The 15,627-nt window shown below is 59.7% G+C and carries 17 protein-coding genes and 1 tRNA gene; 11 read left to right on the top strand and 7 right to left on the bottom strand.

Annotation, left to right across the window (positions count from 1 at the left end; genetic code table 11):
- Positions 1–87: 87 nt before the first annotated feature.
- A complete protein-coding gene (locus CI41S_RS29565) occupies positions 88–540 on the bottom strand; it encodes a VOC family protein (protein ID WP_139862740.1) in 453 nt (150 codons plus the stop codon).
- Between the two features lie 227 nt (positions 541–767).
- Between CI41S_RS29565 and CI41S_RS29570 the strand changes: the two genes are divergently transcribed.
- Complete coding sequence (locus tag CI41S_RS29570; protein WP_139862741.1) at positions 768–1,190, top strand: hypothetical protein; 423 nt, start codon at positions 768–770, stop codon at positions 1,188–1,190.
- 171 nt (positions 1,191–1,361) lie between these two features.
- Positions 1,362–1,508, top strand: coding sequence for a hypothetical protein (locus CI41S_RS43755; protein WP_172626901.1), 147 nt, complete (start codon positions 1,362–1,364; stop codon positions 1,506–1,508).
- Between the two features lie 428 nt (positions 1,509–1,936).
- Here CI41S_RS43755 and CI41S_RS29580 read toward each other — a convergent pair whose 3' ends face one another.
- From CI41S_RS29580 to CI41S_RS43760, 3 genes are all read right to left on the bottom strand, one after another.
- Positions 1,937–2,185: a hypothetical protein gene (locus CI41S_RS29580; protein ID WP_139862743.1), complete on the bottom strand. Its 249-nt coding sequence runs from the start codon at positions 2,183–2,185 to the stop codon at positions 1,937–1,939.
- Between the two features lie 210 nt (positions 2,186–2,395).
- Positions 2,396–2,626 (bottom strand): hypothetical protein, encoded by a 231-nt coding sequence (locus tag CI41S_RS29585; RefSeq protein ID WP_139483318.1) that lies wholly within the window; start codon positions 2,624–2,626, stop codon positions 2,396–2,398.
- Between the two features lie 125 nt (positions 2,627–2,751).
- Positions 2,752–2,925, bottom strand: a complete 174-nt coding sequence (locus CI41S_RS43760) for a hypothetical protein (protein WP_172628235.1) — start codon at positions 2,923–2,925, stop codon at positions 2,752–2,754.
- A 360-nt stretch (positions 2,926–3,285) separates the two neighbouring features.
- On the opposite strand from CI41S_RS43760, the gene CI41S_RS29590 reads away from it, so the two are divergent.
- Positions 3,286–3,480: a hypothetical protein gene (locus CI41S_RS29590; protein ID WP_139862744.1), complete on the top strand. Its 195-nt coding sequence runs from the start codon at positions 3,286–3,288 to the stop codon at positions 3,478–3,480.
- A 453-nt stretch (positions 3,481–3,933) separates the two neighbouring features.
- The gene (locus CI41S_RS29595; protein ID WP_139483320.1) at positions 3,934–4,212 is read left to right on the top strand and encodes a hypothetical protein; all 279 of its coding nucleotides are present in this window, start codon (positions 3,934–3,936) and stop codon (positions 4,210–4,212) included.
- A gap of 119 nt (positions 4,213–4,331) precedes the next feature.
- Here the strand turns inward: CI41S_RS29595 and CI41S_RS43765 are convergent, their stop codons facing one another.
- Complete coding sequence (locus tag CI41S_RS43765) at positions 4,332–4,493, bottom strand: hypothetical protein (protein ID WP_172628236.1); 162 nt, start codon at positions 4,491–4,493, stop codon at positions 4,332–4,334.
- Between the two features lie 282 nt (positions 4,494–4,775).
- Between CI41S_RS43765 and CI41S_RS29600 the strand changes: the two genes are divergently transcribed.
- From CI41S_RS29600 to CI41S_RS29615, 4 genes are all read left to right on the top strand, one after another.
- Entirely contained in the window at positions 4,776–5,537 is a 762-nt protein-coding gene (locus CI41S_RS29600; RefSeq protein WP_172628237.1) for an SIR2 family NAD-dependent protein deacylase, read from the top strand.
- A 200-nt stretch (positions 5,538–5,737) separates the two neighbouring features.
- On the top strand, positions 5,738–6,403 hold the full coding sequence (locus CI41S_RS29605) for a cold-shock protein (protein ID WP_139483321.1): 666 nt from the start codon (positions 5,738–5,740) through the stop codon (positions 6,401–6,403).
- 210 nt (positions 6,404–6,613) lie between these two features.
- Positions 6,614–7,093 (top strand): DUF192 domain-containing protein, encoded by a 480-nt coding sequence (locus CI41S_RS29610; RefSeq protein ID WP_139862745.1) that lies wholly within the window; start codon positions 6,614–6,616, stop codon positions 7,091–7,093.
- Positions 7,094–7,223: 130 nt separating this feature from the next.
- A tRNA-Pro gene (locus CI41S_RS29615) sits at positions 7,224–7,300 on the top strand.
- A 513-nt stretch (positions 7,301–7,813) separates the two neighbouring features.
- Here the strand turns inward: CI41S_RS29615 and CI41S_RS29625 are convergent.
- Entirely contained in the window at positions 7,814–8,605 is a 792-nt protein-coding gene (locus tag CI41S_RS29625; protein WP_139862746.1) for an FkbM family methyltransferase, read from the bottom strand.
- A gap of 144 nt (positions 8,606–8,749) precedes the next feature.
- Here CI41S_RS29625 and CI41S_RS29630 point away from each other — a divergent pair, with 144 nt between their 5' ends.
- The 3 genes from CI41S_RS29630 (at position 8,750) to CI41S_RS29645 (ending at position 12,871) form a co-directional block, all read left to right on the top strand.
- On the top strand, positions 8,750–10,378 hold the full coding sequence (locus CI41S_RS29630) for a hypothetical protein (RefSeq protein WP_139862747.1): 1,629 nt from the start codon (positions 8,750–8,752) through the stop codon (positions 10,376–10,378).
- Positions 10,379–10,423: 45 nt separating this feature from the next.
- Entirely contained in the window at positions 10,424–11,890 is a 1,467-nt protein-coding gene (locus tag CI41S_RS29635) for a bifunctional class I SAM-dependent methyltransferase/glycosyltransferase family 2 protein (RefSeq protein WP_139862748.1), read from the top strand.
- Positions 11,891–12,706: 816 nt separating this feature from the next.
- Positions 12,707–12,871, top strand: a complete 165-nt coding sequence (locus CI41S_RS29645) for a Flp family type IVb pilin (RefSeq protein ID WP_139483404.1) — start codon at positions 12,707–12,709, stop codon at positions 12,869–12,871.
- Positions 12,872–13,297: 426 nt separating this feature from the next.
- On the opposite strand, the gene CI41S_RS29650 is transcribed toward CI41S_RS29645, so the two are convergent.
- A complete protein-coding gene (locus tag CI41S_RS29650) occupies positions 13,298–15,580 on the bottom strand; it encodes a calcium-binding protein (RefSeq protein WP_139862750.1) in 2,283 nt (760 codons plus the stop codon).
- Positions 15,581–15,627 lie beyond the last annotated feature (47 nt).

Raw genomic sequence — 15,627 nt, forward strand, 5'->3', positions numbered from 1 at the left:
CTAATGCGGATCCGGACCGGCTAGCCTCGCGGACCAGCGCGCTGCCGCGCGGAGTGGCGGAGGATTTCGCCGGGGCCTGTCGGGGACCTACCAGTGGCCGGTGTTCGGCATCGAGGTCCACGGCTCCGCCGGCGGCTTCGGGTCGCCCTTCTGCAACAGCTCGATCGAGTGCAGGTCGGGCGAGCGCACGAACGCCATGTTGCCGTCGCGCGGCGGACGGTTGATGGTGAGGCCCATCTTCATCAGCCGGTCGCAGGTCGCGTAGATGTCGTCGACCTCGTAGGCGAGGTGGCCGAAGTAGCGGTCCTCGCCGTACTTCTCCTCGTCCCAATTGTAGGTCAGTTCGACCAGCGGCGCGCCGCGGGTCTGCGGCTGCGACTTCAACAGATCGAGGTCCTCGGCCGCGCACAGGAACACCAGCGTGAAGCGTCCCTTGTCATTGTCGATGCGGCGCACTTCCTTCAGCCCCAGCGCGTCCTGGTAGAATTTCAGCGCCGTATCGAGATTGCGGACGCGCAGCATGGTGTGGAGATAGCGCATTTTTCTTATCCTCCTGAGAACGTTCAGAGATGCTCGTTTGGGCGAGGGAGCGGGGCGGAAATTAGCAGCAAATTGTGGGGAGGGGCAGCCTTTGCGTGCCGGTTGCGGGCGAATGAAAGCCCCTTTGTGCGCCTTGCGCTCTCAACCTTTCGCGAGCTTTCGGCGCGCGGAGCCGATAGCGAAATTGCCAGGCTCGCGCCTGCAGCGTTCTACAGAAAATCTCCTGAATGACTGCGCACGCTGGCAAGCGCGAACAGGCCTATGCTGCCGGCATGAAGCGATTTCTGGCTTTTGCCCTGATCGGGCCATTCATCACCATCGCGCTGCTCACGGCCTACATTGTCGTGCGCTCGGGAACGACGAACCCGGCGCTGGTGGCTGCCGGGTTCGTGGCGAGCGCGTATCTGGCAAAAAAACTGTTCGTCTTCCTGACATCGCTGGCGGCCTGGCTCGGCGATGTGGTTCTGGTTCATTGGCGCGTTGAGCTGCTGAAACGAATCCTCGTCATCGGGGGAGGGGTGACGGTGCTGACCGCGGGTCTCGAGACATTCAGCACCGCCGTGCTCGTCATTGGACTGATTTGCGGTTCGATCGCGGCGCTTTGCGTATGGCTGTCGGACCATGAAGAACGAGGAAAGCAGGAGTCTTAAAGCATCTCGCGCGCTCCATCTGCGTTCGTGAAAACAGAATGAAGCTTACCGGAAGTTCATCTGACGAGAGGTGCGTACTGCGACAATAAGGTGCCTAAGGTTGCAGCGGTTTAATGATGGGCGAGCGACGACCTGGAGTAATTTCCGCTCCAACAATCGGAGCTTATTTCCATGTCGAACCGCGTCGAAGACGTGCAGATGTTGAGGTTGGCGAAAGCGTTCTACAAGATCAAAAGCTCGGACGTTCGCCGAGCTGTCGTGCAGTACGTCGAAGAACAGCTCGAAAAGGAAGAACGGGAAGAGAAGAAGCGGGCGTGATGGTTTTGCGAACGAAGCTTGCCTCTCCGTTAGAGGTCAACTTTTCGCGAGATTTCAGAAATGGCGCTGATCACCGCCAGGGCAAGGCCGAAGGCGATCCGCTCCGAACGATGCCTCTCCCAAAAATGGAAAGCCCCGCAGGCTGGATGCGGGGCTTTCCCAGTTGACGGTCTGGGATTTTCAGGGCGTGAGCCGTCAACTGCTACAGACAAACTTAAGGTTGAATTCGCAAAAAGCAACAGCGCCGAGGCGACGGAACATGTTCGTGCCCGCGGCGCTGCCTAGATACTGGGCCCTGAAAAACCCCAGCGCCCGTGCGTCGTCGCAGTCGCCAAAAGTTCAAAGCAAACCCCGCGAGCGGGAATCGCGGGGACTTCCGAAGCCGACAGGGCGGTGAGCTGCCGGCACTACTGAACGCTGTTTTGGGTTCAATGCGGCTTCGGCCGATTCGTTCCCCCTGCCGCAGCAGGGTTGAGGCGGTCGGGCTTCCAATCCGGTTGCGGCTCGTATTCGCCAACCCGCTCCACGTGATAGTCGGCAGCAAGAATACGCCCTCCGGCTTCGTCCGCGGCGGGAACATTGGCCACGAGGCCGTCGATCAAAGCGGCTTCCCAGACTTCCTTTTCAGTCGGGAAGGACCGTCCAAGCTGCGTCTTGCCGCGGAACAGTGCGTACATCGCGCCTCCTTTATATCAAAACCCCGCCAGCTACCGAGGTAGGCTGACGGGGCTTGTTGAGCTGATATTTCCGGTGGATTTCTCCCTCGTTGTATCGCTCGCAACATCAACGGTCGGATCGAGCATCCGTTCCAAATTTTTTGCGGGCTGCGCAACGCGCTGCGCCAAGGCCGAGGAGAGCCGCGACGCCCGCCCGTGCAGAGCGGGCCGCTACTTCCTGGGATTGTCCTTCCTGGCGGCGTTGCCCTTTGTCGTGTCCTTCGCGTCGGGCTTGTTGGCGCGGTTCACGTTCATGCCGGTGGTATCCATCGAGCCTTTCGGCGTGGCCCCATTGATATTTTCCGGCCGCTCCATCCCGGTCTGGGGAGCGGGGCCCGTATCCTGCGCGAAGGCCGGGCCGCACATCAGGGCGAGGGCGGCAACGACGACGAGCTTGTTCATGAGCATCTCCTTGCCCATGACTACCTGTGCGCGGAGGAGTGGTTCCAGTCGCCGGCGAGGTTTCCCGCGCGCGCGAGACCTTGGCACACGACGGGTGCCCTTCGCGGCCTGACGATGGCCGGCGTTCAGACCTTGATGTTGAGGATGGTCTCGACGGCGTCGCGGTCGGCCTTGTTCTTGGCGGCGAAGACGTCGAGCACGTCCTCGTTGACAATGCGCGGCTCAGCCTTCGCGGTCTGGTCGACGACGAGCTGCACGCGGGCGTGCGTCACTTCGACAGGTACGGGGTAGATGAGCATGGCTCTCCCTCCTGGGGGAACCTTGTCAGCGGCTTCTTAACGCTTTGTAAATGCGAGGGTGCGGCGTTTTCGGCCGAATCAGCCCGGGCCCCGGTCAAGCGGCCCACCGGATCGGCCGATAAATACCAATTGTGCACCTCTGTGGATTTGTGCGCAGCAAGATCATTAAAATACTAGGCAAAAGCGCTCTGATGGGGCTGTGGATTTGCTGCGGACAAGCTCTGGATATGCTGCGGATCGGACGCTGGCGGTCCGCAGAGGCGGCCGCTCACGAAACGGTCCGGCCGATAACCCTATTCGGTTAGGTTAAGCGCTATATCGCGTTGTCACGACCCGTGATTGGGCGTGGAATGGCTGCGGATGACAGCCATGATGCCGACATTTCACAGTGCGGACCGACCGACCCACCGGCGCGTGATGGTGATGGGGCTGCTGTTTTGCGCCGCCTTCATCGCGATCAGTTTTTGGCTGCGGCCGCAGCCGGAGAGTGGGCATGTGCTGGTCAAGGCGGACAGGCTGGTTCGCACCGCGGGTGAGCCGCACAAGTCTAACTAGAGCACGATCCGGAAAAGTGTGAAGCGGCTTTCCCTCGCGACAAACGCGGAACGCATTTGCGCGGAGATCATGCTCAAACAAAAAGCTGAAGCGCGATGATGACTCAACCTCATCTCATCGCGCTTTAGCGGCGGCGCCGAGGCTCAGTCCGGCAGCTTGCCGTTCGGGTGCTTGTGATACATCGCGATCGCGATGAAGCCGGCAAAGCCCATCACATTGAGTAAAAGTTCCATCCAAGCCGGCATAGGTCAACCTCACGAGATCACATATTAATCCCTGAGGTTGTCTTCTAGTTCCCGCGCCAACCGATGGTGGCTCTGCGCTATCGCATGGCTGTGGAACCGGGCGAGGGGGGAATCCAGCGTATTTGCTGATGCTTGGCGCCCCGCGTTGATCTGAAACCATCGCTCCGCGCCGGCGTTAATCCCACGAAATGAGGAGAGGAGGTTGCGGATGAAAAAGACATTGGCAGTTGTGGCGGCGGTTGCGACTGTTGGCGCAACCGTGCTGAGCGCGCCGGCGGAGGCGCGCCACCGCGGTATCGGTCCTGGTCTGGCGTTCGGTCTGGCCGCCGGTGCGATCGCTGCCGGCGCAGCGGGCGCTTACGGCCCATACTACTACGGGCCGGGCTACGGTTACTATGGCCCGCGCTACTACAGCCCGGGGCCATACGCCTATTACGGCGGTCCGTATTATCGACACCGCTATTACCGGCACTATTACGACTGGTAATGACGAAGCCCGGAGCGCACCGCTCCGGGCTTTTTCAATGACGGGTCAGCGCGCGATCGGTTAGCCGGGTTGCGGGCAGACCAGAGCGATGCACTGATCGCGTTTCGCACCGCGCGGCATCACGCGTTCTCGCGTTGAAATCCGCTCCAGGCATTGCCGAGCGTGTTGGCGAAATATTCCTGGCGATCGCGTTCGAACTTCTGCTGCGTCGCCCTGAAGCTGGCCACGCGTGCGGCGATCTCTTCGCGCTCGCGCGAGACGCGATCTTTCTGGTCGGTCATTGCCCATCCTCCGTGTCACCCCCGTCCCCGGCCGCATTGGCATCGGCGATTTGGGCGTCAATGGGGAGCTGAAATTGCAGGAATGTGATGAAGCGAAGGCGGTGCCGTCGGCAAAACTCAGGAAGAGCAACGAGACGGGCGCCGGAGCAGCACGCTGCCAAGGCCGCTTGATGCCGCCGCCTGATGGACGCGGCTCGATCGAGCGAGATCGCGCGCCCGCATTGCGCGTTGGTCCCGCAATCGGCCGTGCTATAGTCGGCGCATCCAACCGGATCGTCTCCTGTGATTGCAAAGGATCTGCGCAGCGGCGTCGAGCAGCTAGGCAACATGATTGCCGAGGCGTCGTCGATCGTGCCCTTCACCGGCGCCGGCATCTCGACCGAGTGCGGCATTCCGGATTTCCGTTCGCCGGGCGGGCTGTGGACCCGCAACCGGCCGATCCCGTTCGACGAGTTCGTCGCCAGCCAGGATGCGCGCGACGAGTCGTGGCGCCGGCGCTTTGCGATGGAACCAACCTTCGCCGCGGCTAAGCCCGGTCGCGGGCATCGCGCGCTCGCCTCGCTCTATCGCGCCGGCAAGGTTCCGGGCATCATCACCCAGAACATCGACAACCTTCATCAGGCGTCAGGCTTCAAGGCCACCGACGTCATCGAGTTGCACGGCAACACGACCTACGCACGCTGCATCGGCTGCAGCAAGGACTACGAACTCTCGTGGGTAAAGCGGCAATTCGACCAAAGCGGTAGTGCGCCCGACTGCGCGGACTGCGGCGATCCGGTCAAGACCGCGACGATTTCGTTCGGCCAGGCGATGCCCGAGGACGCGATGTTGCGCGCGACGGAACTGACCAAGACCTGCGATCTGTTTCTCGCGATCGGATCGTCGCTGGTGGTGTGGCCGGCGGCGGGCTTTCCGATGATGGCGAAGAACAGCGGCGCGCGGCTCGTGATCATCAACAAAGAGCCGACCGATCAGGACGACATCGCCGATCTCGTGATCCGCCACGACATCGGCGACACGCTCGGTCCGTTCGTCGGCAACTGATGCCTGTTTGATTCGCAGCTGTGCAAGCCTGTTCATAGTTCCCGTTAGATTCGATTTTTAGCTATGCCCCGCAAGCGGGAGTGTTATCTTTTGATTCGAGAGATTCGCGCAGCGTTCTCGTGAGTTGGTCATGAATGGCAGCGTGTTCAGGCTTTGCCGCAACGACGGCGAACTGCAATTGATGTGTGGGGTCCGGGGTCATGGGGTCGGACGGATTTGAGTCCAAGAAGCTCGGCGGGCCGCCCGCGAGCGGAGGTGGGCAGAGCAGAATTGGACAAGGCGAGTATGGCGGCGGCGCGCCGCGCGATCCGGCGCTCGATGCATTCTCCGGACTGGGCGATGCAGCGGCCAATCTCGTCGAGCTCTCCGGCGTCATCAAATGGTTCGACGCCTCGAAGGGTTACGGCTTCATCGTCCCCGACAATGGCTGGCCCGACATCCTGCTGCATGTGACGGTGCTGCGCCGCGACGGCTATCAGACCGCCTACGAGGGCGCGCGCCTGGTTGTCGAATGCGTGCAGCGCGCCAAGGGCTATCAGGCCTTCCGCATCGTCTCGATGGACGAGTCGACCGCGATCCATCCGGCGCAGATGCTGCCGCCGCGCACCCACGTCACGGTGACCGCGACCAGCGGGCTCGAGCGCGCGCAGGTCAAGTGGTTCAACCGGCTGCGCGGCTTCGGCTTCGTCACCTGCGGCGAGGGCACGCCCGACATCTTCGTGCACATGGAGACGCTGCGCCGCTTCGGCATGACCGAGCTGCGCCCCGGCCAGTATGTGCTGGTGCGGTTCGGGCCCGGCTCCAAGGGCATGATGGCCGCCGAGATCCATCCCGAGACCGGCCCGTCGGCGCTGTCGTCGCACTAGCCCCCGGCGCTTGACCCAGAGCACTTGACCCCAAGGCACTTGATCCCAAGGCACCTGACCCCAAGGCGCTCGATCCCGGACTCCTGATTCAAGATTTGGGATCGCCTGACGGAAACGTGAGGCGAGGGGCCGCCGGCAAGGCTCTGGCATTTGCCGCAATCATCGGGTTAGGGTCCGCCGGCAAAATTCCACCGGCATGAGTATCCTTCGATGAATTTCGATCGCATTGTTGGGCGGCTTCGCCCGTGGCTGCTGGCCGCGCTCGTCATCCTGTCCGGCGCGCTGCTGGTCCCGGCCGCGCAGGCGGCAAGCTTCCAGCCGCTCGAGATCGTCACCAAGTCCGGCGTCCACGTCTTCTCGGTCGAGATGGCGACCACCGAACAGGAGAAGGAGACCGGCCTGATGTACCGCAAGGAGCTGGCGGACGGCAAAGGCATGCTGTTCGACTTCTCGCCGGAGCAGGAGGTCTCGATGTGGATGAAGAACACCTACATCTCGCTCGACATGATCTTCATCCGCGCCGACGGCCGGATCCTGCGGATTGCCGAAAACACCGAGCCGATGTCGACCAAGATCATCCCGTCGCGGGGGCTCGCGAAGGGCGTGCTGGAGGTCATTGCCGGGACCGCGCAGAAGTACGGCATCCAGCCCGGCGACCGGGTCGCCCATCCCCTGTTCAACGGCCGCTAGCTGCTTATTTTGACGCGCTTTCCCGGAGGCGGGCCGGCGTCCGGCCGGGCTTGCGGCGCAACGCTTGGGGCGCCCAACCGGTGCCTTGCTGGCGCCGGGCTAAGCGTGTATCCACTCGCCTCATGGAGTTCGGGGTATAGCGCAGCCTGGTAGCGCGGCAGTTTTGGGTACTGCAGGTCGTTGGTTCGAATCCAGCTGCCCCGACCAACCAACCCACTGAAACTGGCTGTACATTTTTCCTCCGCTTTTGCGACGAATGCCTGTGCGATCTCCGGCAAACACGGGGGAAGCACAGGCGCCGTTTGAAGGCCCGGCTAGGGTATTCTAGTGCGCCCGGAAGGCGCTTACGCTATCCGCGGCGAGATCGAGCGTATGCGCGTCCAGGTAGGCCGGCAGAGGAAGGAGATCCTTACCCTTCAGCGGGTTGGCATCTCCACGGCGTCGGCCGAAGCCTTGCTTGAGAGGTGCTCGACAAGGTCGACACTTTTTGCGCGAAGAGGGACAAGCTCAAGAAGGCACTCCCAGATCCCAAGATCGGAAAAGCGCTAGGAGGTCGTGGCTGGTGAGGTGGTTTGCGACGAAGCCGACTTGTCACCGTTTCTGACGGCACCGCGCGACGTTCAACGGAAGCAACGCGGGAAGGGTGGTGCTATCTGCTGGACGCGGCGAAGATAAGAATGACTGTTCCAAGCCCGCTCAACGTTGTCTACCCAGTGCAATTCAAGGTTCGTTATTGCGATGCGACTTGAGAAATAACACGTCGGTATAATCATTGGCGGCAACCTTGGCATGGATTTCAGTCCGAGTCGCCGTCTTGTGGCCTACCCGGGTTAGCCAATACGGGGCGTACCCCTTACCCTGGAGCAGATCTAAGACTGCGGCAACAGACGAGCCGAAATCCTGTAGGGCGTTTTCCGATAACTCAACAAAAAGGGCCGGACTGCCAACGTCTAGGATCTCGTTCATTCCGCGAAGTACCAGCATTTCCGCACCCTGCACGTCGATTTTTACCAGCGCGGGACGAAGCCCGTTGTGATCTCGGGCGAGGTCGTCGACTGTCACCGCCGTGACTGGGACACCAGTGTGGCTCCGCGAAAGCTTATGATCTGCCGGGTGGAGCGGATTCAGCTCCAAATATTTCGTCCCGGGTTCGTCGGCAGCAACCGCCTTCACCGCAAACACGTGGTCAAGCAGGTTTGCTTGGCTCAATGCTGAGACCAAGGTTTCAAAGTTCTGTAAATCCGGCTCGATTGCAATGACACGGCCATCTCGACCCACCCAGTCCGCAAACCGTAGCGTGAAAAATCCGACGTTCGCGCCGACATCAATCACTACAGACCCGGCCGGTACAAACGATCTGAGGCGATCGATCGGGCCGGCTTCGAAATATCGCTTGTAGATTGGATACAACGTAAGATAGGTTTGATAAAATCCCGGTAAGCGATGCAAACCTAACTTTACTGTTAATCCAAACACCGTGACGGTGGAATTCTTGAAGAAGTTGAGAAGCATTTCCGATTACCCAAAAAACGGAGAGCGGGGGCGCATTTTAAATTACGGATTACGGAATATTGTGGATTTGTGCAAATGGTGCCGTTCGCTTAGCTTGTGACCTTTCCAAGCGCCCGTAGTTTTTCAGGAAACTACAAGTGCAGCATGAATCAATTGGAGCTCGGATTGCGTAATCGTTTATCGTGGCCCGCATCAGCTGCGATCGTTTTTCTCCTGATCCCTGTTAGCCTCTCGTATCTCTACCCCACCTCATTCTGGGCCAACACGGACTATCAGCCGCTCGGTCTCGCCGACGCTCTGAATTTTGCTTATCGGCTTGCCGACCTCAAGATGTACACCGGTCGCGGCATGGCGGACCATCCTGGTGTCCCGTTCTATTTTATGAACTGGTTCGCACTAGCGTTGACTGGATTTCCGATTGCCTGGAAGGACGCTCGATTTTATACCGAAGTCCTCGAACACCTGCAGACCTACTATTCGATCACCATTTGGCTTGGCGCGTCAATTGGCGCATTTGGCGTTTATCTGTTCGCGCGTGTTGCACAACGCATTGCGCCCACCAGCACTGTGATGCTTGGGCTGCTGATGTGGCTTGTGTCAACGCCGGCAACGTTGCTGATGTTTACGTCGCCATCGATCGACTCCTTCGCGATCCTGATCAATGCCCTTTTCTTCGCAGTCCTCGTGAAGCTTGCCTATCGTCCCGATATTACTGCTAACGTGTGTGCATTGGGTGCCGCGGCAAGCGCTTTTGGCTATCTTAACAAGCTGTCCTACGTTTACATCGGCCTCTCTCTTGCCGGCACCCAGATACTCAATCTTATCCTTCGCAGACCTGGTTGGCTTCGAAGCATTTGGATCTGCGTGATCTTCGTCGCTCTCTTGCTTGCGATCGTCTTCATTGTTGGCAAGTTCGTCATCGGACAAGCCGCCTTCGATGCCTTGATTGAATTTCACAAGCAAGTAATTCTCGGCTCAGGTATGTACGGTAGCGGGAAGGAAAGCGTTGTAAGCGGTGACGCGATCCGCCTGGCCATAGCCGCCATTCCCGCGGAGGGGACCTACGCGTTGGCGATTGCCTTGGTCGGTGGCTTCATGCTGGGGGCCGCGGGCCTTGTGACTGCGTTGAGAGGACCGGAGCACTTGCCGGCAGCGATAATTGCCGTTGGATCTGGTTTCGCCTCCTGCTTTTCCGCCCTCATCGTGCTGAAGCATTACTCTCTCCACTACACGGCCGGCGTATCGGCCACCCTACCTGCCTCTGTAGTTGCGCTCTATTTGCTAACGAAGGATTGGAAGTATCAAGTTCGATGGACGGCGGCGTTGCTTGGAATAGGAGCGATTGCGGCGATGGGCGCGAGAAATGCTCCGGCGCTAGCTACATCTCTTGCGTTGGTAGCCAAGAGGACCGAACTGGCGAGCGCAGACAGAAAGGATTTCACTGCTCATCTTGGCAGAGACAATCGCCTTGTCGAATTTGTCTATGCCGCGCCCTTTGCCGAGTACGGTGAAGGCTTCGTTGTTGTCTATGGAAGCGTGCCGCGATTGACGCAGGCTTATCGAGATTCCCGGCGTGACGTGATAAGCAGCATGACGGCCGACTTAACAGATCGTGAGGTCGGCGTTTTCGTCCTCGACAAGATCTACTTTCCAACTGCCGAAGCGATCAAATCCTCGCCGAACATTGCTTTGGTTTCGCCTCGGCCCGCCACCATGAAGGAGGGCGACAAGCTGATCGAACTTCGCACGGTTTTTCTGTTGATCCGCCAATAACCTTCGCATCGCTAATTGCTCATAGCCAGTTTTACGAGGGCCCTTATGATTGAGATGGTGTCGAGTGAGAAGATGGTTGCGCCAGTCGATGCTCGCAAGCAGCGGGTTTGGACAGACGCGGAGGCCTCAGGCGGTGAGCAGTACCTCCGCGGCAAATTCAACAGTTCATATCGAAGCGACGACATCAAATTCATGCGTTTCCTAGTTCCGAGGGGCAAGCGTGTCCTCGAACTCGGCTGCGGCAGGGGTGACATGCTTGCGGCTCTTGAGCCGTCTTACGGAGTTGGAGTGGATTTCAGTCCGACGACCATCGCAAAGGCGCAAGCTACTCATCCAGGGCTAAATTTTATTCTGGGTGATGCAGAGGATCCGTCGACACTGGCGAAGGCCGAAGGGCCTTTCGATTATGTGATAATCGCTGACACCATCGGTATGTTCGAGGACATAGATGGCACGCTAAATTGCTTGCGGCGGCTGTGTCTGCCGTCAACGCGTATCGTGATTTCATATTTTTCTCATCTTTGGAAACCTGTCCTCAGGTTGGCGGAGATCCTGAAGCTGAAGAGCCGCCAGCCCGAAATCAATTACATTGCGACCGTTGATTTTCTCAATTTAATGGACCTCACGGATTTCGAAGTCATCCGGCAGGAACAGCGGCAGTTGATTCCGTTTCATTGGCTCGGATTGGGGCCATTGGTTAATCGGTTCATTGCTCCGTTGCCGGGGATTAATCGGCTCTGTCTACGCACTTATCTTGTGGCGCGTCCATTTGAGCAGTTTTCTGATCGGAAGTTGTCAGTAAGCATTGTGATCCCATGTCGCAACGAGAAGGGAAATATCGAAAGCGCAATTCGCAGGATGCCGAGGTTCGGTCTGGAACAGGAGATATTGTTCGTTGAAGGCAATTCGAGCGACGGCACCTTCGAGGAATGCGAACGAGTACGCGATGTCTATCGCGATACCTGGGATATCGCAGTGCTGAAGCAGGATGGCAAAGGTAAGGGCGATGCCGTTCGGAAAGGCTTTGCCGCAGCGAAGCACGATGTCCTGATGATTTTAGATGCGGATCTTACGATGCCGCCCGAAGCGCTGCCGAGATATTGCGCGATGATCGAGAAGGGAAGGGCTGAATTCGTCAATGGAACGCGCCTGGTCTATCCGATGGAGGGCGAGGCTATGCGGCCTCTTAACTTCATAGCCAACCGCGTTTTTGCCTATCTGTTCAGCTACCTCGTGAACACAAGGTTGACCGACACTTTGTGTGGCACCAAAGTTCTATTGCGACGCGACTACGAGGCGCTGGCGCGAGAGCGAGACTATTTCGGTGAGTTCGATCCATTCGGCGACTTCGACTTAATCTTCGGTGCAGCACGGAAGAATCTGAAAATCGTGGAGACGCCGATCCATTATAGGGCCCGCACTTATGGCGAGACGCAGATTTCTCGCTTCCGGGATGGCTGGTTGTTGCTGAAGATGGTTTGGTTTGCGTTTCGCAAACTGAAGGCGATCTAGCGCGAATTTCGCAAGGTCGCTGGTCGAGAAGGTATTCGCCGCTTCCACTTCGCGCGCGGCCGCCTCAGGTACCCCTCATCGTTTTTCCAGGACGACTTTCTGACCTTGGCGTACTGGTCAAGATACAGCTGGGCGAACTCGTCGAGTGCTGATCCTGTTTGGGGCGCCTGGTGCGCTTCTCGGCGGCGGGGTCCGCACCGTTTGCCACCATCCCGGGCAGGCTCCTGGCCAGGGGCGGGCCGCGCCCGGCGCTATCTTGCCGACGGCGCCGACGGTGAATCGACGGACGGGGTGTCCGGCCGGATCCCGCCCGATAGACAATGATGAACGACTTTGTCCCCGTGAGGCGTACGCGCACGCCGAAGCCGGGGCGGCTTGCCGTCCCAGACGGTGTACTCGGCCGCCTGGGGTTCCAGCCCGTCGACGGGGGTTTTGCTGATGATTTGACCGCTCTTTTTCCCCCGCGAAGCCCGCGGGGCATGGGATGGTGAGGGAGGGTAGGTGAGGCAATAGCTTTGGGTACTGCAGGTCGTTGGTTCGAATCCAGCTGCCCGGCCAATCACCTGGCCGAATTTGCCACGATGGCCGAGCTCGTGCCCGGTCGTTGACGGTGCGGCTTGCGCCATGGTCGAGCCCGGTCTTGCCCCGCGCTCACGCGACGGCAACCAGCAAGTTTTCCGAAAATTCGAGTTCCGATTTAGTGAAAATGCACGGGCTGGTCATTCAGACGGCCTTAAATTCTTCCGTAGTAATACCCCGTTCAGAACCGGGATTTCATCCGTGTTCTTGAGCAGAAGATCTAAGGGCAGGGCTGTCATGAAAACTCTTATTGTTGGTTTTTTGCACGACGAATCCGGAGCGACCGCGATCGAATACGCACTGATCGCGACGGGCATCGCCATCGCCATCATCGCGGCCGTCAACGGTGTTGGCTCAAAGCTGAGCGGGACCTTCAATTCCATCAGCAGCTCGCTGAAGTAATCGAAGCCGCGACGCCGTATCAGCGCAACCGCGTTACAAGCAACCGAGGGAAGCCAATGTCCCTCGGTGCTTTTTTCTATTCCGGCCAGGCCGACTGGACGCCCGCGGGGCGGGCCCCGCAGGCGGATCGGGATGCCGCGGGCCGGTGCCCGCCGACCACATCCCAACAAACAACAGCGCCGCCTGAACGGAATATGATCGTTCAGACGACGCCGCCGAAATCACTGGGCCCTGAAATCCCCAGTGTCCATGGGTCGCGGCCACCGTCAAAAGGTTCAAACTTGGTGAACCGTTCTTTTGGGCTGATTGTCGCAGGCCGGCCAGCGCTGGCCGCGGGTCTGCCGGGCGCGCGTCCGGATGATCCCAGATGCCAGGATGCCCGGCCGTTGCCCGTCCGCGAGGACGGGCAACCAGTCGCATGCCGACTCAGAAGAGGAAATCTCCTGCATCGAGCTGCCCGATCAGGACGCCCTTGAGCAGCACCGCATCGCCGCCGGAGATGCCGACCACGACGCCGCCGGTCACGCTGGTGAGCGCCAGCGCGCCGAAGTTGAGCCCGCGTCCGGTTAGATCAATGAAGTCGCGCTCGATCGCGTTGGCATTGTCGGCGTTGAAGTCGTTGATCGTGTCGAACCCGTTGCCTGCTGTGCGGTAGTTGTAGGTGTCAATGCCTCCCGCTCCGGTGAAGGTGTCGTCTCCCGCTTTGCCGGTGAACGTGTTGTTGGATAAATTGCCCGTCCCGGTGTGCGACGACGAGCCGATGAAGGTCAGCTTCTCGACGTCCGGAGAGAGCGTGTACGAGGCGAGGAAGGTCTGCACCTCGTCATTGCCTTCACCGGCAAATTCGAACACGGTGTCGGCGTTGGATTGCACGGCGTAGATGTCGTCGCCCAGTCCACCCTGCAGGGTGTTGAGCCCCGCGCCGTCGATCAGGGTGTCGTTACCACCGGCGCCGACCAGATAGTCGTTGCCGGTGCCGCCGACGATCAGATTGCTGAGCTCGTTGCCGATGCCGGTGAAATCGTTGCTGCCGGTATGGGTGAGGTTTTCGACATTCGCCGCCATGATCAGGAACCCGAGTCCGGTCTGCACCAGATCGGTGCCCTCGTTGGCGAACTCGATGATCGAATCCCCCACGGCCTGCGCGATGTAGGTGTCGTTGCCGGCGCCGCCTTGCATGGTGTTGGCGGCTCCGGCCCCGCCGATCAGCGTGTCGTTGCCATCGCCGCCGACCAGCGTGTCGGCACCGCCGCCGCCGTTCAGCGTGTTGTTGCTGGAATTGCCGATGATGGTGTCATCGTTGTTCGATCCGGTGATGTTTTCGATGCTGAAAAACGTATCAGTTTGGCCGTAGCCGTTCAGGCCCTGGCCGCTCGACAGATTCACCGAGATCGCTCCCGGCGCTGCCGAATAGTCGGCGGTATCGCTGCCGGGCCCGCCAATCAGGGCATTGTAGCCGCCCAAGCCGGTCAGAACATCGTTGCCGTTGCCACCCTGGATGGTGTTGTCGAGCTCGTTGCCGATTCCGGTGAAGCTCTGGCCGCCGGAATATTTCAGGTCCTCGATGTTTGCACCGAGCGTGAAGCTGGTGAGGGTGGTCAGCACCCTGTCGTGACCTTCGCCCGCGAACTCGATCAGATTGTCGCCGGCAGCCTCGACGACGTAGGTGTCGTCGCCCGTGCCGCCCTGCATGGCATCCGGCGCGCTGCCGCCGTCGTAGAGCGTATCGTTGCCACCGAGGCCGATCAGATAGTCGCTGCCGACGCCGCCCTGGATCCAGTTGTCGCCGGCATTGCCGATGCCGGTGAAGCTCTGCGTGCCCAAATAGAATAGGTTCTCCACGTTGGCGGAGAGCGTATAGCTGGCCGAGGTCGCGAACACGGCGTCGTTGCCCTCGCCGGGAAGTTCGATGATGATGTCGGACGCCTTGTTGACGAAGTAGACGTCGTCACCCGTGCCGCCGACAAGCGTGCTGGGGCCGCCACCGGCCCGCAAGATATCATTGCCGTCGTCGCCCACGAGCGTGCTGTCGCCCGATCCGCCGTTCAGGACGTCGTTGCCGGTGCCTCCATGCGCAATGACCGCTACTCCGGCTAGCGTTGCATCGAACGTGTCGTTGCCAGAGCCGCCGTCGAAGGACACATCCACAATCCCGGTCGCCGCCAGATTGGGCAGCACGAAGCTGTCGTTCGTCGAAAAGATGTGATGCCAATAGTCCGAGTACGGGGGGTTGTCTTGCTCAAAGTCCGCCGGTGCATCCGCGGCCCCTCCAATGATCTGCAAGTGCTCGATCGATTGAAGGTCGGTTCTGTGGAAAGAAGTCTCTTCGGCGCTCGCCGTTAGGCCGGAGCGGTGGACTTCGGTCCACGCATACGAATCGAAAATAACATGTCCGGTGACGGGATCGACCTCGATGCGGGCTCTTTCAGCGTCCGAGACCAACCAGGGTATGGTCACATGGTTCAACGTTTCATAATATGGAATGTTGACCTGGAACGTGTCGCTGCCGTCGCCGCCGCTCACGATGTCTGCGCCGTCGCCGTGCGACCAGGCCGAGTGGTCGTTTGCGCCGTCGCCGCGCGACCAGACGAACAGGTCGTCGCCGCCGAAACCGTTGAGCGTATCATTTCCCTTCAGTCCGATAATCGTATCATCGTCCGGGGTGCCGTTGAGAGTTTCTGGATTGTCGGTTCCCTGAATCAAAGCCATCAAAATTGCCTTCCCAAATTACGCCCGTGTCTCAATTGCGACTGAGA

Source organism: Bradyrhizobium ivorense (genome assembly GCF_900696085.1).
Taxonomy (GTDB): Bacteria; Pseudomonadota; Alphaproteobacteria; order Rhizobiales; family Xanthobacteraceae; genus Bradyrhizobium; species Bradyrhizobium ivorense.